We start from the raw sequence: 17425 nt of genomic DNA, 5'->3' as shown, positions 1-17425 counted from the left end.
ACAACAAGGCGCACATGCAACGACAGTGCCGCCGTGGAGACCGCCCCTATGCACACGACTTTCACCCATGCTTCCCCCGCGGACCGCGTGCTGTGCCCCGCCCTGCGCGAACGCATCATGACGGCCGATCAGGCCGCCAGCCTGATCCAGTCCGGCATGACGCTGGGCATGAGCGGCTTCACGCCGGCTGGCGCCCCCAAGGCCGTGCCCCAGGCGCTGGCGCGCCGCATTGAAGAACAGAACGCACAGGGCGGCAACTTCCGCATCAGCCTGTGGACGGGGGCCTCCACCTCGGCCGAGCTGGATGGTGCCCTGGCCAAGGTCCACGGCATCGAACGCCGCCTGCCCTACCAGTCCGACCCGACGGTGCGCAAAGAGATCAACGACGGCCGCATGCAGTACGTGGACATCCACCTCTCGCACGTGGCGCAGTACGTGTGGTTCGGTTTTCTGGGCCACCTGGACGTGGCGGTGATCGAGGTGGCGGGCATCCTGCCCGACGGGCGCCTGATCCCCTCGACCTCGGTGGGCAACAACAAGACCTGGCTGGAGCAGGCCGACAAGATCATCCTGGAAGTCAACAGCGCCCAGCCGGCCGAGCTGGAAGGCATGCACGACATCTACTACGGCGCCGCCGTGCTGCCCAAGCGCAAGCCGATTCCCATGGAGCACCCGTTCGACCGGATTGGCGACCCCTACCTGCACTGCGATCTGAGCAAGGTGATGGCCGTGGTGCCCACGCAGCAGCGCGACAAGCTGGCCGGCTTCACGCCGCCCGATGCCGACTCGCAGCGCATTGCCCAGCACATCATCGACTTCCTGCAGCACGAAGTGAAGGTGGGCCGCCTGCCGCCCGAGCTGCTGCCGCTGCAGTCGGGCGTAGGCAACATCGCCAACGCCGTGCTGGCGGGCCTGAACCACGGCCCCTTCGACCACCTGAACGCCTACACCGAGGTGCTGCAGGACGGCATGCTGGACATGCTGGAGTCGGGCAAGCTGGACACCGCCTCGACCACCTCGCTGGCGCTCAGCCCCGCGGCCATGGAACGCTTTCTGGCCGACATCGACCGCTACCGCTCGCGGGTGATCCTGCGCCCGCAGGAGATCTCGAACCACCCCGAGCTGATCCGCCGCATGGGTTTGATTTCGATGAACGCGCTGATCGAGGCCGACATGTACGGCAACGTCAACAGCACGCACGTCATGGGCTCGTCCATCATGAACGGCATCGGCGGCAGCGGCGACTTTGCGCGCAACGCCTACCTGTCCATCTTCATGACGCCGTCCATGGCCAAGGGCGGCAAGATCAGCTGCATCGTGCCCATGGTGTCCCACGTGGACCACACCGAGCACGATGTGCAGGTCATCGTCACCGAGCAAGGCCTGGCCGATCTGCGCGGTCTGGCGCCGGTGCAGCGCGCGCGCTTGATCATCGAGAAATGCGTGCACCCGGACTACCAGGCCGCGATGACCGACTACCTGGAGCGCGCACTGCGCGATGCGCCGGGCAAGCACACGCCGCACCTGCTGGACGAAGCCTACGCCTGGCACCAGCGCTACCTGAAGACCGGCAGCATGCACGCGCCCGCCCCGATCCTGCGCGCCGCCTGAGTGGCAACGCCACGCAATTCAGCACCTCATTGGCTTCTAGCGCTTGCCCCATCAGCGCTAGAAGCTATATTTTAGAAGAATATATTCCGCACCCAGGGCGCCGCCAGCACATTCACGGCGCCGGCAATCATCATCACCAGCGAGGCCACCACGGCCTGCACCTCGCCGAACTGGCGCGCCTTGGCCACGCCGCTGCCGTGGGCCGCACCGCCGAAGATGGCCCCGGCCGCCAGCTTGCTGCGCACGCGCGGCAGCAGGCGCAGCACGGTCTCGCCCATCAGCATGCCGCTGACGCCGGTGAGCAGCACGAACAGCGCCGCCAGATCGGTGGGGCCGCCCAGCACCTTCTCGGCCTCGATGGCGAAGGGCGTGGTGACGGAGCGCACGGCCAGCCCCTTTTGCAGCGCTTCAGACAGGCCGAACAGATCGGCAAACGCGATGGTGGTGGCGATGGACACCGTGCTGGCCACCAGCACGCCGGTGGCGATCGACATCCAGTGCTTGCGCAGCAGCTGGCGGTGTTCGTGCAGCGGCAGCGCAAACGCCACCGTGGTCGGCCCCAGCAGCCACACCAGCCAGTGCGTCTGGGCGATGTACTGCGGGTAGCTGACCCGGGTCAGCAGGGCCAGGCCGATCAGCACCATGGGCGTGGCGACGATGGGCATCAGCAGCGGGTGCGGGTGCTGGCGGTACAGGCGCTTGTTGAACGCATAGCAGGCCACGGTGGCCAGCAAGGACAGCACGCCGATGACTTCGTTCGACAGCATGGCTCAGCCCCTCCCTGGCGCGCTGGTCTCGCGCGAGGACCGGCGCCGCGCCAGCCACAGCTCGAAACGGTAGACCCGGTCCACGGCCAGGGCGGTCGCGGCCATCACGCAGGCGGTGCTGGTGACGATGACCGCCAGGATGCGCAGGCCCTGGTGGCGGATCAGGTCGGGGTATTCGGTGACCACCAGCATGGCGGGCACAAAGAACAGCAGCATCTCGGCCAGCAGCCAGTTGGTGCCGCTTTGCAGCCAGCGGGCCTGGACCAGGCCGGTGAACAGGCCCACGGCCAACAGGCCGAAGCCGATCAGGCCGGCCGGCATGCCCCAGCCAAAGTGCTGGCGCAGCACGTCCATGCTCACCCAGATGGCGCTGAGCAGGCCCACCTGCAGCACCCCCTTGGCCAGCGGCCAGGCACGCTGCGCGGCACGGGCGGTGAAGGGCTGGGCGGTGAGGAACGAAAACTTTGACATAACGCAAAGTCTAGGGTTTACCCACATATTCGTAAAATGAATAATTCCCATCAAAGCGATGCCATAAAGGAATCCCTATGGACCTGCGTGCCCTGCGCTACTTCATCGAGGTCGTGCGCCAGAACGGCTTCACCCGCGCGGCCGAGACGCTGCATGTGACCCAGCCGACCATCAGCAAGATGGTCAAGGCGCTGGAGGACGAGCTGGGCGGCCCGCTGCTGCTGCGCGAGGGCCGCGGGGTGCAGCTGACCGACGCCGGCCAGGTGGTCCATGACCGCGGGCTGGAGATGCTGGAGCAGGCCCGGCTGCTGCGCCAGCAGGTGGCCGAGGTGGACGACATCACGCGCGGCGAGCTGTCGGTGGGCATCATGCCCACCGCCGGCCACTACATGGCGCCGGTAATCGCCCGGTTCCAGCAGCGCTTTCCGGGCGTGAACCTGCAGGTCAACGAACAGGGCGCGCGCGCCCACTACCAGATGATCCAGGAGGGCCAGCTGGACCTGGCGCTGGGCCTGTTCGATGCGCCCGACCCGGCAGTGGAACGCTACACCGTGGCGCGCCAGACCACGCGCGTGGTGCTGCCCGCGCACCGTGTGACCGACCCCAACCTGCCGATGCGCTGGCAGGACCTGCGCGAGCTGCCGCTGGTGCTCTACACCTCGGACTTTGCGCTGCACGAGCATGTGCTGCAGCAGTGCGCGGCGGCGGGCTTCACGCCCCGGGTCACGCTGCAGACCCGCTACTGGGACTTCATCGGCCACCTGGTGGCCGCCGACGTGGGCGTGGCCGTGATGTTCGAGCACGTCATCGCCCAGTACGACCCGCAGCGCGTGGCCAGCCGCCCGCTGGTCGGCCCGGCGATCACCTGGGACGTGGCCCTGATGTGGCGGCCGGGTTATCTGTCACGCGCCGCCCGGGCCTGGCTGGACTGCGTGCGCGAGGTCTATCCGCCCGCGGATGGCCACGCCCCAGTCACAGCAAAAACATAGCTGCCCGCGCAGGCAGGGCAAGCGATACAGCCTGTTTTGACTTCAACTCGTTAGAGCGACTGCGCCAGCTTGCGCAGGAACTGCTCGCAGCGCGCCAGCTGCGCCAGCTCCACGTATTCGTTGGCCTTGTGCGCCTCGGTGATGGCGCCGGGGCCGCAGACCACGCTGGGAATGCCGGCCTGCTGGAACAGGCCGGCCTCGGTGGCGTAGGCCACCTTGCGCTTCTCGCGGTCGCCGGTCAGCGCCTGCACCAGGACGTTGATGGCCTCGGTGTCGGCACTGTCGAAGGACGGTGCGCCGGCCAGCGATTCGAACTCGATGCGCGCCTCGGCGAACTCGCGGCGCATGCGCGGCAGCAGCTCCTGCTGCACATAGGCTTCCACCTGGGCCTGGATGTCGTCGGGCACCATGCCGGGCAGGTTGCGGAATTCGTAGGCGAACTCGCAGTGCTCAGGGATGGTGTTGACCGCAATCCCGCCGCTGATGCGGTTGGTGGTCATGGTGGTGTAGGGCACGTCGAAGAACGGGTCGTACGGCCCCTGGGCCTTGAAGGACTCGGCCAGGTCGCGGATGCGGCAGATCAGGCGCGCCGCGTATTCGATGGCGTTGCTGCCGCTGGGCGTCAGCGAGGAATGCGCCGCCTTGCCATGCACCTTGCAGCGCCACACGTTGATGCCCTTGTGCGCCACCACGGGCTGCATGCTGGTGGGCTCGCCCACGATGCAGCCATCAAAGCGCTGGCCCTGCAGCTTCAGTTGCTCCAGCATCACGGGCGCGCCGATGCAGCCCACTTCCTCGTCGTACGACAGGGCAAAGTGCAGCGGCTTGCGCCGCGGCATGGCCAGGAACTCGGGCACCAGGGCCAGGCCTGCGGCGATGAAGCCCTTCATGTCGCAGGTGCCGCGCCCATACAGGCGGCCGTCGCGCTCGGTCAGCGCGAACGGGTCGGTGTCCCACTGCTGGCCGTCAACCGGCACCACGTCGGTGTGGCCCGACAGCACGATGCCGCCCTGCGTGCCGCCATCCTGGGCCGGCAGCGTGGCGAACAGGTTGGACTTGGCGCCGTCGGGCGACTTGAACAGCTGCACCGGCACGCCGTGCGCGGCCAGCGCATCGCGCACATGTTCGATCAGGTGCAGGTTGGAGTTGCGGCTGGTGGTGTCGAAGGCCACCAGGGTCTGCAGCCAGTTGCGGGTGTGGGGTGTGGTCATGGAAAGGTCGCTCGGCAATCCGCCCGGGCGCACCGCGCCGGGCCTCACGGCGAGTGTACGGTGCAGCCCGGCTGTGCCGGCCGCCCGGGCGGCCATCGCCCCTGCACCCGGCGTGGCAAACCCCGCCCCTTGGCGGACTGTTGCCCAGATGGCCCGCCATCCTGTTAAGCTGGCGCCCGTTGTTTTCTGCCGATGGAGCGATGGCAGACAATGGTTGCCCGGCGGCATCGCTCCGCTCTTTTGAACAGGCCCCACACCGCAAGCCAGCAGTCCGCGCACGTGGGCTGGGCTTGGAAAGTCCCGTATGACTGACATTCACATGCCGCTGCGCGTGGATGGGCCTGCCCTGGTGCAGCGCCGCTGGCCCCCTGGCCCCGCCACTGCCTGCGTCCATGCCTGCGTCCAACGCACCCCTTTTCCCCGTGTGCTGGCACACCACCGCCGGTGGTACCCTGCACCGCGCCTGCTGGTCCTGGCAGCGCGGTCCACGGCCAGCAGACACCCCCCGTTTCAGACCCTGAAGGCTTGCTTATGCGCGTCCTCAACCCCTCTGTCCCGCACATCGAGAAAGTGCACAACTGCCAGCAGGCCTATGTCCTGCGCACCCGCCACTGGACGGGCAACAACCTGTGGAGCCCGCACCCGGTGCTGGAGGCCCAGCTGCTCGACATGGAGCCGCCCCTGTGGCCCCAGCTCGAAGAGCTGCTGCACGCCCTGCTGCAGGCCGTGGCCCTGCCGGACCGCGTGTGCGAAGGCCATCCCCAGTCCAACGGGCGCGGCACCATCGTGCTGGAAGCCAGCGAGGCCGCCCTGGGCCGCTGCGTGCTGCAGCAAGCCCTGGAACTGCTGGCCCTGTCCGCCACGCAGCGTGCGGTCGAATGGGCTGCCGCCCTGGCCCGCATCCGCTTCGTGATCGATGAGGAATGCCTGGGCCCCAGCACCGCCTGCATCGCCAACGCCGCCGTGCAGCGCTACCTGCCCGCCTACCGCCTGTTCCCCAAGGGCAACCTGGTGCAGCTGGGCATGGGGGCGGCGCAGCAGCGCATCTGGACGGCCGAGAGCGACCAGACCGGGGCCATCGCCCAGGACATCGCCTCGGACAAGGCCCTGACCAAGCGCCTGCTGGCGAATGCCGGCATTCCCACGCCCCAGGGCGACCTGGCCGCATCGCCGGCCCAGGCCTGGCAGATCGCCCAGCGCCTGGGCGTGCCGGTGGTGGTCAAGCCGCTGGATGGCAACCGCGCGCGCGGCGTCAGCCTGGACCTGGTGGACCAGGCCTCGATCGAAGCCGCCTGGCAGCTGGCCAAGCGCGAAGGCACCCAGGTGCTGGTGGAGCGCTGCATCCGTGGCCACGAGCACCGCGTGCTGGTGGTCGGCCACCAGGTGGTGGCGGCCACGCGCGGCGAGACCCTGGGCGTGGTCGGCGACGGCCAGTCCACCGTGGCCGAGCTGGTGGAAGCCCAGATCAACCAGCACCCACGCTGCCTGGTGGACATGACGCTGGAGCGCATCGAGCTGTCGCAGAACGCCAAGATCCTGGTCGAGCTGCAGCGCCAGCAGCTGCAGCCGGAATCCGTGCCCGCCGCCGGCCAGGAAGTGCTGCTGCTGCGCACCGGCAACCTGACCGTGGACTGCACCGACGAAGTCCACCCCGACGTGGCCCACCACGCCATCATGGCGGCGCGCACCATCGGCCTGGACATTGCCGGCATCGACATGGTGCTGCAGGACATCCGCCAGCCCATGCTGGAGCAAGGCGGCGCCATCGTCGAAGTCAACGCCGGCCCCAGCCTGCTGATGCACCTGTACCCCGTGCACGGCCAGCCGCGCGCCGTGGGCGAGGCCATCTGCACCCACCTGTTCCCGCACCCGGCCGACGGCCGCATTCCCGTGACCGGCATCCTGGCCGAGGCTGACACCGGCCTGCGCATCGCGCAGACCCTGGCCGTCTGGCAGCAGGCCCAGGGCCACACCACGGGCGTGGCCAGCGGCAATGCCATGTACCTGCAGGCCCAGCGCATGCTGCCGCCCGCCAGCCAGGCCCCCTCGGCCGGCCAGCGCGTGCTGATGCACTGCGCCGTCACGGCCGCGGTGATTGCCCAGGACCTGGACACCGCCGTGCAGGACGGCTGGGCCTACGCGCAGTGCGACCTGGCCATCATCCAGCCCGAATCCGGCACCGACGCCGCCGTGCAGCGCCGCGTGCTGCGGCCCAGCTGCGCAGCGTGCGACCCGGCGGCACGGCCGTGCTGACCCCGGGCGACGCCGCGCTGGAAGAGCTGGCGCTGACCTGCCCCGGCCGTGTGGTCTGGGTGCACCCGGATGAACAGCACCCGGTGCTGCAGTCGCACCGCCGCCAGCAGGGCAGCGTGGCCTTCCTCCGCGACGGCCAGGTGGTCTGTGCCGACGGCGCCACCGAAACCCGGCTGCCCCTGCCCCCGCAGCAGGCCCATTGGGATCTGTACGCCTGGCTGGGCGTGGCCGCCGCCGGCTGGGCGCAGCAATGGCCGCTGCCGGTGCTGGACGTGATCGCCCAGCAAAGCGGCGTGGATAAGCGCTGAGCACCTGCACAAGGCTTTTCAGCTTTTGTAGCTGACTGCGTAGGCGGGACGTGCCTGAGAAGCGGTTCTCACCCCTCAGGCACGCGCGGACTGAAAAAGCCTTTTCAACCCTGGCCCGCGAAGCGCGCCATGTCGATCACGAACCGGTACTTCACGTCGCTGCGCAGCATGCGCTCGTAGGCAGCGTTGATGTCCTCCAGCGCGATCACCTCGGTATCGGCGGTGATGCCGTGCTGGCCACAGAAATCCAGCATCTCCTGCGTCTCCGCGATCCCGCCGATCAGCGAGCCCGCCAGCGCCTTGCGCCCGACCACCAGGGCGCTGGTGTTCAGCGGCGGCTCCTGGCTGCCCAGAAAGCCCACCAGCACCAGCGTGCCGCCCGTGGCCAGGGTGGGCGTGTAGGGATTGAGGTCGTGGGCATACGGCACGGTGTCGAGGATCAGCTCGAACTGGCCGCGCACCGCCTTCATCTGCGCCTTGTCGGTGCTGATGACCACCCGGTCCGCGCCCAGGCGCCGGGCGTCGGCCTCCTTGCCGGGAGAACGGCTGAACAGCGTGACCTCGGCCCCCAGGGCCTTGGCCAGCTTCAGGGCCATGTGCCCCAACCCGCCCAGGCCGACCACAGCCACCTGGCTGCCCGGACCCACTTTCCAGTGGCGCAGGGGCGACCAGGTGGTGATGCCGGCACACAGCAGCGGCGCCGCACCGGCCAGGTCCAGCCCGCCGGGCACCTTTAGCACGAATTCCTGGCGCACCACGATCTGTTCCGCATAGCCGCCCTGGGTGGGGCTGCCATCCACGCGGTCGACGCTGTTGTAGGTGTAGGTGGCACCGCGCTCGCAGTACTGCTCCCAGCCCTTGGCGCAGGCGCGGCACGCCTGGCAGCTGTCCACCATGCAGCCCACGCCGACCACATCACCGGGTTGGACACGCTGCACGGCGCTGCCCACGGTGCGCACGCGGCCGATGATCTCGTGCCCCGGCACCGTGGGATAGACCGTGCCCCCCCAGTCGTTGCGCGCCGTGTGCAGGTCCGAGTGGCAGACGCCGCTGTAGAGGATGTCGATCACCACATCTTCGGGACGCGGGTCGCGCCGCACAAAATGGAACAGCCCGAGCGGGCTGGTGGGCGACTGTGCGGCATAGCCGCGGGTGGCTTGGCTCATGGAATGCTCCTGTGCAGGGGTAAGAAATGGCCTACATGCTTTCACTGGCCGGGGCGATAGGCAGCACGGCCATTGTCCCTAGCATGGCCACAAGCACCATTAAAAAACGCTATCGTTCCTGCCCATGACGCACCACCCCACCGCCCGCCGGGCCCTTCTGCTGTCGCTGGCCACGGCTGCCCTGCTGGCCGGCTGCCAGAGTCCGCCCCCCACCGAGAACGTGCCGCCGCCGCGCATCGACCTGCTGGGCCGCGGCCCGCTGGGGGACGTGCCGCAGACCATGCTGAACTGGGCCGGCACCTACCAGGCCATCCTGCCCTGCAACGGCTGCCCCGGCATTGCCATGAGCGTGCAGCTGCGCGCCGACCAGACCGCCGTGGTGCGCGAACGCCGCCTGGGCGGCGATGCCGAGCCCACACCGGCCCAGACCTACCAGGGCCCCTTCCGCTTCGACCCGCCCGCCGGCAGCATGGTCACGCTGGGCCAGGAGGCCGAGCCCCCGGCCTACCGCTTCTTTGTGGCCGAAGGCTGGATCGAACTGCGCGACCGCCACACCGGCGCCGCCCTGACCAGCACCCCCGCCTACCGCCTGCGCAAGACCAGCCTGGCCCCCTGAGGCCCCGCGCACGCCCCTCCTGACGGGGCGGCCCAGCGCGGCGCCATGGCCTCGCACCCAGCGCCCGCCCGCCGGCACACCACCGTTCAGGGCGCTGCCAGACACGCGGGGGACACGACGGCCGGCGCGCCGGCACCACACATTCGCTTGCATGCAGTAACAATTGTTAAACTTTGGCACTTCGAGGCCTGCCCCGCGCAGCTGCCATCGGGCTGAAAACGGTTTCAGTCGTGCTGCCAAGAGAAATTGTTCATGCGTTTGCCACATTGGGCGGCACTGGCCGCTGCGTTCGTTCTGTCCGGGTGCTTTGACGAGCACGCCCTGCCTGAGACCCTGATGTTTCCACCCGGGATCGATATCGAATACCTCGGCAAGCCCGCCAAGCTCTACGGCACCTCACAGTGCGCCCAGGGCCAGCTGACCGGCAACTCCTGCCTGATCTTCCCCCCGCACGAACCCCGCGCCACCGGCGTCATCCTGTCGGGCCAGCAGGTGCGCGAAGTGGCCCTGACCGCCATCCGCGACCCGCAGGACCCTGTGCGCTTCATCGTCCAGGACGCCCAGGGCCGCCGCCTGCTCAGCACCACCGGCCGGCACGACGAACACGCCAACATCCAGTTGGCACCGTACTGAGCCGGCCTGCGGGTGGGGGCCTGCAAGTTGCAAGCCTTTTTGGACTACAACGCTTGCACAGCAAGCGCAAGCAGCTACGTTTTTCGTATCCAGCCTCGCAAGGACAGAAAGCTCACCCCTGCTCCACCCGGCCCCAGAAGGTCTGAGCCAAAGCCTGGGCCTCATCCCACACCTCCAGCATGGCGGCCGTGGGCTGGACCGTGTCCATGGACCAACTCCATGCAGGGACTTCCCCCTGCACCGGCATGAAACGCATGGGCAGCATGTCGTAGCAAGGGGCCAATGCCCAACGCCTGCCAGTCCACAGCAGCGAGATATTTCCGTAGTGGCGGTCGGTGTTGGCAATCAGCTGACCAAAGGCATCCCACAGCTTCAAACGCCGCATCTCCTCCTGGCTCAGCAAACCCAGGTCGTGCAAGCGCTGCGCAGTTCTCGACCACTGATCGACCGTGCCCGCGAACTCGGCGTTGAAGGACTCCAGCGACACCATGCCGATGCGTCCCGGCGTCTGTCCCAACAAGTCAGGCTCTGAACGGTCAAAACGCTCTGCAGCCAGAAAGACGCGGCCCTCCAGCGCATGCAATTCGGTGTGTGCGACAGGCTGTCCTGCCGCGTGTAGGGTTTGCAACGCCAGGTGCTCGCAACGCAGCAGCCTGCGGACACGTTCCGCTACCGGGTTGCTTTCCGCGGAGGAAAATTTCACGATCCAACTGCGCCCCTCACCGTCTACACAGCAGAACTTGGGCTGCTCCCCGCCTGCGCTGGAGCCTGGCACAGCACCGTCCATGGCAGCCTGTGCCAACGCAGGGTAGTCCTCGGGCTCCGCCACGGGCCACCCTTGGCCGACCTGCTGCAAGTGGCGCTGCAAGGCAGGTTCTCCCACGATGAGATTGCCCGGCAAATCGTCACCAAACATTGATATCGCGAGCAACATATCGTCGTCGCTCCACTGGCGGGGATCGCTGCCCAGCGCCTCTCCCCAGTGCTGCTTGGCAAAACGGCGCCCTAAAAACCCCTGGGGGCGCATGTCCTGGATCAACCATGGCAATCCATCGAAGTAGGCACCGCCACTCAACATGGCGCGCAGCCCCTCACCGTCGACCCAATAGCCACCGCCATGCAACGCATGCAGTGTGCCCAGGGCCTGCAAGCGACCGGTCACATCCACCGCCGTCACCGGTATCTGCGACCCAACACCGAACACATGACGCGGTACCCCGTAGTGTTGATTGCGCCCCTGCCCCAGCTTGACCACATCCCCGCTCTGCACCAGCGCCGCTAACGCACGCGAGGCAGTAGGCTGGCTCACCTGCAGTCGTTCCTGCAACTGCACGCTGCGCAGCGGCTGCCCATGCTGGCGCAAGACCGACAGCATGCTCTGCATCAATTCAGACCGGGCATTGGACATGATTGTGGAAGATGAATAAATATTTGAATAGATTATTGAATAGATAAAAAATGATTGCCAGCAATACATTTCATAAACTTAAAGGCAATTTTGGCGAAGGTTTACAAAAAATTGCCACCGGATTGAATAGGAAACACAAAGAAAAAGGCCACGCACCGCGTGGCCTTCGTACGCATCAACAACTAGCCCATCACCCCAGATTCGGCGCCAAGAAGCGGCGCAATGCGTCGATGTCCATGCCACGGCGCTCGGCCATGTCGGCCAGCTGGTCTTCACCGATCTGGCCCACGTTGAAATAGCTGGCCTCGGGGTTGCCGATGTAGAAGCCGCTGACGCTGGAGGCGGGGTTCATCGCCAGGCTTTCGGTCAGCGTCATGCCGATCTCTTCGGCCTGCAGCACCTTGAACAGATCGATCTTGGCCGTGTGGTCCGGGCAGGCGGGGTAGCCGGGCGCGGGGCGGATGCCCTGGTACTGCTCCTTGATCAGCTGCTCGTTGCTCAGCTGCTCGTCGGCGGCATAGCCCCACAGGTCCTTGCGCACGCGCTCGTGCAGGCATTCGGCAAAGGCCTCGGCCAGGCGATCGGCCAGGGCCTTGAACATGATGCCGCTGTAGTCGTCCAGCGCGGCCTCGAATTCCTTGTCCTTCTTCTCGGCGCCAATGCCCGCGGTCACGGCAAACAGGCCGGCGTAATCGGCAATACCCGAATCCTTGGCGGCCACGAAGTCGCTCAGGCAGCGGCTGGGGCGCAGCACGCCGTCCACGGCCTGTTTTTCGGTCTGCTGGCGCAGGCCATACCAGGTGGTCAGCACCTGGCTGCGTGACTCGTCGGTGTAGAACACGATGTCGTCGCCCACGCGGTTGGCGGGGAACAGGCCCATCACGCCGTTGGCCTGCAGCCAGCGGCCTTCGATGATCTTCTTGAGCATGGCCTGGGCATCGGCCAGCACCTTGCGCGCCTGCTCACCGACGATCTCGTCCTGCAGGATGGCGGGGTAGGGGCCGGCCAGGTCCCAGGTCTGGAAGAACGGGCCCCAGTCGATGTACCTGGCGATCTCGGCCAGGTCGAAGTTCTTGAACACGCGGCGACCCAGCACGCGTGGCACCACGGGGGTGTGGGCCACCACGGCGGCATTCGCGCGCGCCTGGGCCAGGGGCCACAGCGGCGTCTTCTTCTTGTTGGCGTGCTGGCTGCGCACCTTGTCGTAGTCGGCGCCCAGCTCGTCCAGATAGGCCTGCTTGCCTTCGCCCAGCAGGCTCTGCGCCACGCTGACCGAGCGCGAGGCGTCGGGCACATAGACCACCGGGCCTTCGTAGTTGGGCGCAATCTTCACGGCGGTGTGCACGCGCGAGCAGGTGGCGCCACCGATCAGCAGCGGGATCTTCTTGATGCGGAAGTAGTCGTCCTTGTGCATCTCGCCGGCCACGTACTGCATCTCTTCCAGGCTGGGGGTGATCAGGCCGGACAGGCCGATGATGTCCGCCCCCTCGGCCTTGGCGCGCGCCAGGATCTCGTGGCAGGGCACCATCACGCCCATGTTGATGACCTCGAAGTTGTTGCACTGCAGGACCACGGTGACGATGTTCTTGCCGATGTCGTGCACGTCGCCCTTGACGGTGGCGATGACGATCTTGCCCTTGCTGGTCACGTCCAGGCCGGCGGCTTCCTGCTGGCGCTTTTCTTCCTCGATGTAGGGCACCAGGTGGGCCACGGCCTGCTTCATCACGCGCGCGGACTTGACCACCTGGGGCAGGAACATCTTGCCGGCGCCGAACAGGTCACCCACGATGTTCATGCCGTCCATCAGCGGGCCTTCGATCACGTGCAGCGGACGGCCACCCTTGGCCAGCACCTGCTGGTAGGCCTCTTCCGTGTCCTCGGTGATGAAGTCGGTGATGCCGTGCACCAGCGCGTGCGCCAGGCGCTCGCCCACGGTCTTGGGGGCCTCGGGCGTGCCGCGCCATTCCAGCTTCTTGCTGTCGTCCTTGGCGGCGCCCTTGGCGCTGTCGGCGATCTCCAGCAGGCGCTCGGCGGCATCGGGGCGGCGGTTCAGCACCACGTCCTCGACGCGCTCGCGCAGCGTGGGCTCCAGGTCGTCGTAGACGCCGATCATGCCGGCGTTGACGATGCCCATGTCCATGCCGGCGGCAATCGCGTGGTACAGGAACACGGTGTGGATGGCCTCGCGCACGGGGTCGTTGCCGCGGAAGGAGAACGACACGTTGGACACGCCGCCGGACACCTTGGCGCCGGGCAGGTGCTGCTTGATCCAGCGCACGGCCTCGATGAAATCGACGCCGTAGTTGTTGTGCTCTTCAATGCCGGTGGCCACGGCAAAGATGTTGGGGTCGAAGATGATGTCCTCGGGCGCAAAACCGACTTCATCGACCAGGATGCGGTAGGCGCGCTCGCAGATCTCGATCTTGCGCGCAAAGGTGTCGGCCTGGCCTTTTTCGTCAAACGCCATCACCACGGCGGCCGCGCCGTAGCGCTTGACCAGCTTGGCGTGCTTCTTGAACTCGTCGACGCCTTCCTTCATGGAGATGGAGTTGACGATGCCCTTGCCCTGCAGGCAGCGCAGGCCGGCCTCGATCACCTCCCACTTGGAGCTGTCCACCATCACCGGCACCTTGGCGATGTCGGGCTCGGAGGCGATCAGGTTCAGGAAGCGCACCATGGCGGCCTTGCTGTCCAGCATGGCCTCGTCCATGTTCACGTCGATGATCTGCGCGCCGTTTTCCACCTGCTGGCGCGCCACGGCCAGGGCTTCCTCGTACTGCTCGTTCAGGATCAGGCGCGCAAAGGCCTTGGAGCCAGTGACGTTGGTGCGCTCGCCCACGTTGACGAACAGCGTGTCCTCGCCGATGAACACGGGCTCCAGGCCCGACAGGCGCATGGGAGGAATAGAAACGGGGGCAGCAACGGTCATCGCACTCACCTGTGTGAAAAAACTCAGTCAATCGTGGGAACAGGTGAACGCCGTTGCAGTGGCGGCTGCTGCACAACAGCCGCAGGCCCCAAGCCTGACAGCGCAGCCAATCACTGGCTCGCGCGCTGCTGCAGCGCTCCTTGGGGCGAAGCCCATGATTTTAGAGGGCTGCGGCGGATTGCGGCAGCCTGCATGCGCTATGCCCGGCGACGGCGGGGGCGCTGGCGGGCGATGGAAGGTATTTTCGGCTGCCAGCACTGATGCAGTCAGCGCCAGCAGCTATCAAAAACGGAGATCAGACCTGGGGCGCCAGCACCTGGGCCGAGGCCGGCAGGCCGAAGACACGGTCGAAACACCAGTTGAAGACGTAGGTGTAGATCAGGAAGAACACCAGCAGGCCGGCCTCCAGCACCGTGGCCTCCCACAGCGAGATGCCGAACCACCAGGCCATCAGCGGGATCAGGATCAGCGCTAGGCCGCCCTCGAATCCCACGGCATGCACCACGCGGCGCAGCACCGAGCGGCCCTTGGTGGCCTGGCGGGCCTCCCAGCGCTCGAACAGCCAGTTGAAGCTGAGGTTCCACAGGATGGCCAGGGTCGAGGCCACCACGGCCATCACGCCGGAGCTGCCCGCGCCCTGGCCGATGGCCATGAACAGCAGGCTGGAGGCCACGATGGCGATGAGCTCGTACAGACCGACAAACACAATGCGGCGCTTGGCGCCTTGCAGGCCCACGGCCTGGGAAACAACTGACACGGTAGAAGACACGGAAGAAACAGACATGCGGCGCAGTGTATGTTCATAAAATTGACAGCAAAAGTTAGGTTATTTCAGTTGTATTGATAGGTCAGCCATGCCCTTCCCCCCCGAACAAGTGCCGCTGTTCCTGGCCGTGCTCGACACCGGCTCGTTCTCGGCCGCCGCGCGCCAACTGGGGCGCGTGCCCTCCGCCGTCAGCATGGCCGTGGGCCAGCTGGAGGCCGAACTGGGCCTGCAGCTGTTCGACCGCCGGGGCCGCGAGCCCACGCCCACGGCCGCCGCGCGCGCCCTGGAACCCCAGGCCCGGTTGCTGGCCCAGCAGCTGCAGCAGTTGAACCAGCAGGCCCTGGCCCTGCACCAGGGGCTGGAAGAGCGGCTGACGCTGGCGATTGCCCCGGAGCTGCTGACCACCACCTGGGCCGACGCGCTGCGCCCGGTGACCGAGCGCTACCCGGCCCTGGCGCTGGAGGTGCTGGTCGCCCCGCAGGCGGATGCGCTGGAGCTGCTGCACGCCGGCCGGGCCCAGCTGGCCCTGGTGTTCGAGCGCAGCAGCCTGGACGGCCGCGAGGACTTTCAGGAGATGGGCCACGAGGTGCTGGTGGCCGTGATGGCCCCGCACTTCGCCCCGTGGCAGGCGCAGCAGGCCCTGCACGGCGCCGGCGCGCGCCTGAGCGTGGACCACCTGCTGGGCCAGCGCCAGGTGCTCGTCGCCAGCCGCGACCCGCAGCAGACCGACCCGCGCTTTGTCTTCTCGCGCCAGCTGTGCCGCACCGACAGCCACCAGGCAGCGCTGCAGCTCATCAGCGCCGGCCTGGGCTGGGGCTGGCTGCCCAAGGGGCTGGTGGAATCGCACATCGCGGCCCAGACGCTGCTGGAGATCCCCATGCAGAACCTGAGCAACGGCACGCGCCTGTTCGTTGACTGGGTGTGGTCCCAGCAGCGGCCGCTGGGCCTGGCGGCGCAGCACTTCGTGCAGGGGCTGCGCCAGCACGCGCCCTGGGGGCGCACGCCCTGACCGCGCGGTGCGGCACTGTCCTTGCTTGGGGGAGCACCGGCTGACGGCCTCGGGTCCACCCTCTTGAGGGGGTGACCGCGGTGCGCCAGCATGCCTGTCTGCCCCACCCCGCAACAAGGAGTCCCCCGCATGATCGATCGCCGCCAGTTCCTCTCCGTCAGTGCCGCCGCACTGGGTCTGCCCAGCAGCGTGCTGGCGCAAACCGCCTGGCCCACCCGCCCGGTGCGCGTGGTGATTCCCTACGCCGCCGGCGGCGTCACCGACAGCGTGGGCCGCAAGCTGGCCGAACACCTGGGCCAGCAACTGGGCCAGGCCCTGGTGGTGGAGAACAAGGGCGGCGCCGGCGGCACCCTGGGCATGGCCGACGTGGCCCGCGCCCCGGCCGACGGCTACACCCTGGCCTTGAGCGCCATCAGCCCGCTGACCCTGTCGCCCCACCTGGGCAAGCTGCCCTACGACCCGTTCAAGGACATCGTGGCCGTGGCCCCGATGATGTATTCGCCGGTCTATGTGCTGGGCACCAGCGCACTGTCGGCCACCAACTGGCCGGAGCTGCTGGCGCGCGCCAAGGCCCAGCCTGGCAGCATCCGCATGGCCACCTCGGGCATGGGCTCGGTCGGGCACATCATGCTGGAGCAGATCCAGGCCCAGACCGGCGCCCGCTTCACCCACATCCCCTACAAGGGCGTGGGCCAGACCGTGAACGATGCGGCCGGCGGCCACTTCGAGGTCATGCTGGGCAACCCCTTTGGCACGATCAACAGCCTGATCGAACAAGGCCGCCTGCGCGTGCTGGCCACCACCGGCCCGCAGCGCGCGCCCAACCAGCCCCAGGTGCCGACGCTGGCCGAACTGGGCGTGCCCGCGGCCAACCTGACCTCGCTGTTTGGCTTCATGGCCCCCGCCGGCACGCCCCCCGAGATCGTGGCCCGGCTGAACCAGGAGGTGCAGCGCGCCCTGGCCGCCGCCGACGTGCAGCACACGCTGCGCAGCACCGACAACGTGGCCCTGCACCACAGCCCGCAGGAATTTGCCGCCCTGCTGCAGCAGGAAAGCCGCAACAACGCCGCCATCATCCGGCAGGCCAACATCCAGCTCTGAGCCACCGGCGCACGCGCCCCCCGGCCGTGCACGGGCATGCCGGGTTTTGCACTACAGTCGGCGCGTGACCCAAGCCCTTCCTCCCTCCAGCAGCACCCCGCCCCTGGCGGCTCCCCCCGTCACGCCCCCCGGCGCCAGCACGGGCGGTGCGGGCTTTGGTGCGGCAGCGGCCGCCCAGGGCTTGCCG

At 67.6% G+C, this 17425-nt stretch carries 15 protein-coding genes and 1 riboswitch; of the genes, 8 read left to right on the top strand and 7 right to left on the bottom strand.

The genetic code is table 11. From position 1 onward, the window contains the following. Window positions 1-48 precede the first annotated feature (48 nt). Window positions 49-1611: an acetyl-CoA hydrolase/transferase family protein gene (locus tag SJH88_RS09360; RefSeq protein ID WP_274754306.1), complete on the top strand. Its 1563-nt coding sequence runs from the start codon at window positions 49-51 to the stop codon at window positions 1609-1611. A 71-nt stretch (window positions 1612-1682) separates the two neighbouring features. On the opposite strand, the gene SJH88_RS09355 is transcribed toward SJH88_RS09360, so the two are convergent. Both SJH88_RS09355 and SJH88_RS09350 read right to left on the bottom strand, forming a co-directional pair. Further along, the gene (locus tag SJH88_RS09355) at window positions 1683-2378 is read right to left on the bottom strand and encodes an LrgB family protein (protein ID WP_042411949.1); all 696 of its coding nucleotides are present in this window, start codon (window positions 2376-2378) and stop codon (window positions 1683-1685) included. A 3-nt stretch (window positions 2379-2381) separates the two neighbouring features. After that, window positions 2382-2849 carry a CidA/LrgA family protein gene (locus tag SJH88_RS09350; protein ID WP_274754305.1) on the bottom strand — a complete coding sequence of 156 codons (468 nt, stop codon included), beginning with the start codon at window positions 2847-2849 and terminating at the stop codon, window positions 2382-2384. A gap of 77 nt (window positions 2850-2926) precedes the next feature. Between SJH88_RS09350 and SJH88_RS09345 the strand changes: the two genes are divergently transcribed. Next, window positions 2927-3838: a LysR family transcriptional regulator gene (locus SJH88_RS09345; protein ID WP_274754304.1), complete on the top strand. Its 912-nt coding sequence runs from the start codon at window positions 2927-2929 to the stop codon at window positions 3836-3838. A gap of 50 nt (window positions 3839-3888) precedes the next feature. Here SJH88_RS09345 and argE read toward each other — a convergent pair whose 3' ends face one another. Next, window positions 3889-5049, bottom strand: a complete 1161-nt coding sequence (argE, locus tag SJH88_RS09340) for an acetylornithine deacetylase (RefSeq protein ID WP_274754303.1) — start codon at window positions 5047-5049, stop codon at window positions 3889-3891. Between the two features lie 531 nt (window positions 5050-5580). Here argE and SJH88_RS09335 point away from each other — a divergent pair. Both SJH88_RS09335 and SJH88_RS09330 read left to right on the top strand, forming a co-directional pair. Beyond that, window positions 5581-7302 carry an acetate--CoA ligase family protein gene (locus tag SJH88_RS09335; RefSeq protein ID WP_274754302.1) on the top strand — a complete coding sequence of 574 codons (1722 nt, stop codon included), beginning with the start codon at window positions 5581-5583 and terminating at the stop codon, window positions 7300-7302. Next, window positions 7275-7610 (top strand): hypothetical protein, encoded by a 336-nt coding sequence (locus tag SJH88_RS09330; RefSeq protein WP_274754301.1) that lies wholly within the window; start codon window positions 7275-7277, stop codon window positions 7608-7610. Before SJH88_RS09335 ends, SJH88_RS09330 begins: the two co-directional genes overlap by 28 nt. A 104-nt stretch (window positions 7611-7714) precedes the next feature. Here SJH88_RS09330 and SJH88_RS09325 read toward each other — a convergent pair whose 3' ends face one another. Further along, window positions 7715-8776, bottom strand: a complete 1062-nt coding sequence (locus SJH88_RS09325) for an NAD(P)-dependent alcohol dehydrogenase (RefSeq protein ID WP_274754300.1) — start codon at window positions 8774-8776, stop codon at window positions 7715-7717. Between the two features lie 124 nt (window positions 8777-8900). Between SJH88_RS09325 and SJH88_RS09320 the strand changes: the two genes are divergently transcribed. Next, the gene (locus SJH88_RS09320) at window positions 8901-9392 is read left to right on the top strand and encodes a copper resistance protein NlpE N-terminal domain-containing protein (RefSeq protein ID WP_274754299.1); all 492 of its coding nucleotides are present in this window, start codon (window positions 8901-8903) and stop codon (window positions 9390-9392) included. 252 nt (window positions 9393-9644) lie between these two features. Further along, the gene (locus SJH88_RS09315; RefSeq protein WP_043378236.1) at window positions 9645-10025 is read left to right on the top strand and encodes a hypothetical protein; all 381 of its coding nucleotides are present in this window, start codon (window positions 9645-9647) and stop codon (window positions 10023-10025) included. 112 nt (window positions 10026-10137) lie between these two features. Here SJH88_RS09315 and yjjJ read toward each other — a convergent pair whose 3' ends face one another. From yjjJ to SJH88_RS09300, 3 genes are all read right to left on the bottom strand, one after another. Continuing rightward, a complete protein-coding gene (gene yjjJ / locus SJH88_RS09310) occupies window positions 10138-11502 on the bottom strand; it encodes a type II toxin-antitoxin system HipA family toxin YjjJ (RefSeq protein ID WP_270150465.1) in 1365 nt (454 codons plus the stop codon). 121 nt (window positions 11503-11623) lie between these two features. Next, complete coding sequence (gene metH / locus SJH88_RS09305; RefSeq protein WP_274754298.1) at window positions 11624-14362, bottom strand: methionine synthase; 2739 nt, start codon at window positions 14360-14362, stop codon at window positions 11624-11626. A gap of 38 nt (window positions 14363-14400) precedes the next feature. After that, window positions 14401-14510: riboswitch (S-adenosyl-L-homocysteine riboswitch) on the bottom strand. 147 nt (window positions 14511-14657) lie between these two features. Further along, entirely contained in the window at window positions 14658-15146 is a 489-nt protein-coding gene (locus tag SJH88_RS09300; protein ID WP_420839346.1) for a PACE efflux transporter, read from the bottom strand. A gap of 70 nt (window positions 15147-15216) precedes the next feature. On the opposite strand from SJH88_RS09300, the gene SJH88_RS09295 reads away from it, so the two are divergent. Together SJH88_RS09295 and SJH88_RS09290 are read left to right on the top strand one after the other, a co-directional pair. Then, window positions 15217-16137, top strand: coding sequence for a LysR family transcriptional regulator (locus SJH88_RS09295; RefSeq protein WP_274754297.1), 921 nt, complete (start codon window positions 15217-15219; stop codon window positions 16135-16137). Window positions 16138-16266: 129 nt separating this feature from the next. Beyond that, window positions 16267-17238 carry a Bug family tripartite tricarboxylate transporter substrate binding protein gene (locus tag SJH88_RS09290; protein ID WP_274754296.1) on the top strand — a complete coding sequence of 324 codons (972 nt, stop codon included), beginning with the start codon at window positions 16267-16269 and terminating at the stop codon, window positions 17236-17238. Window positions 17239-17425 lie beyond the last annotated feature (187 nt).

The organism is Comamonas sp. GCA5 (genome assembly GCF_036541385.1).
In the GTDB taxonomy this organism is placed as follows: domain Bacteria; phylum Pseudomonadota; class Gammaproteobacteria; order Burkholderiales; family Burkholderiaceae_C; genus Comamonas; species Comamonas aquatica.
The sequence above is the reverse complement of the archived record's forward strand: the minus strand, read 5'-3'. Positions and strand labels throughout refer to the sequence as shown.

Excerpts from the sequence above, each read along its gene's own strand:
- SJH88_RS09325 (WP_274754300.1), bottom strand. The coding sequence starts at position 8,776 with ATGAGCCAAGCCACCCGCGGCTATGCCGCACAGTCGCCCACCAGCCCG.
- SJH88_RS09345 (WP_274754304.1), top strand. The coding sequence starts at position 2,927 with ATGGACCTGCGTGCCCTGCGCTACTTCATCGAGGTCGTGCGCCAGAAC.
- SJH88_RS09335 (WP_274754302.1), top strand. The coding sequence starts at position 5,581 with ATGCGCGTCCTCAACCCCTCTGTCCCGCACATCGAGAAAGTGCACAAC.
- SJH88_RS09300 (WP_420839346.1), bottom strand. The coding sequence starts at position 15,146 with ATGTCTGTTTCTTCCGTGTCTTCTACCGTGTCAGTTGTTTCCCAGGCC.
- SJH88_RS09320 (WP_274754299.1), top strand. The coding sequence starts at position 8,901 with ATGACGCACCACCCCACCGCCCGCCGGGCCCTTCTGCTGTCGCTGGCC.
- metH (WP_274754298.1), bottom strand. The coding sequence starts at position 14,362 with ATGACCGTTGCTGCCCCCGTTTCTATTCCTCCCATGCGCCTGTCGGGC.
- SJH88_RS09350 (WP_274754305.1), bottom strand. The coding sequence starts at position 2,849 with ATGTCAAAGTTTTCGTTCCTCACCGCCCAGCCCTTCACCGCCCGTGCC.
- SJH88_RS09360 (WP_274754306.1), top strand. The coding sequence starts at position 49 with ATGCACACGACTTTCACCCATGCTTCCCCCGCGGACCGCGTGCTGTGC.
- argE (WP_274754303.1), bottom strand. The coding sequence starts at position 5,049 with ATGACCACACCCCACACCCGCAACTGGCTGCAGACCCTGGTGGCCTTC.
- SJH88_RS09355 (WP_042411949.1), bottom strand. The coding sequence starts at position 2,378 with ATGCTGTCGAACGAAGTCATCGGCGTGCTGTCCTTGCTGGCCACCGTG.
- SJH88_RS09315 (WP_043378236.1), top strand. The coding sequence starts at position 9,645 with ATGCGTTTGCCACATTGGGCGGCACTGGCCGCTGCGTTCGTTCTGTCC.
- SJH88_RS09295 (WP_274754297.1), top strand. The coding sequence starts at position 15,217 with ATGCCCTTCCCCCCCGAACAAGTGCCGCTGTTCCTGGCCGTGCTCGAC.
- yjjJ (WP_270150465.1), bottom strand. The coding sequence starts at position 11,502 with ATGTATTGCTGGCAATCATTTTTTATCTATTCAATAATCTATTCAAAT.
- SJH88_RS09290 (WP_274754296.1), top strand. The coding sequence starts at position 16,267 with ATGATCGATCGCCGCCAGTTCCTCTCCGTCAGTGCCGCCGCACTGGGT.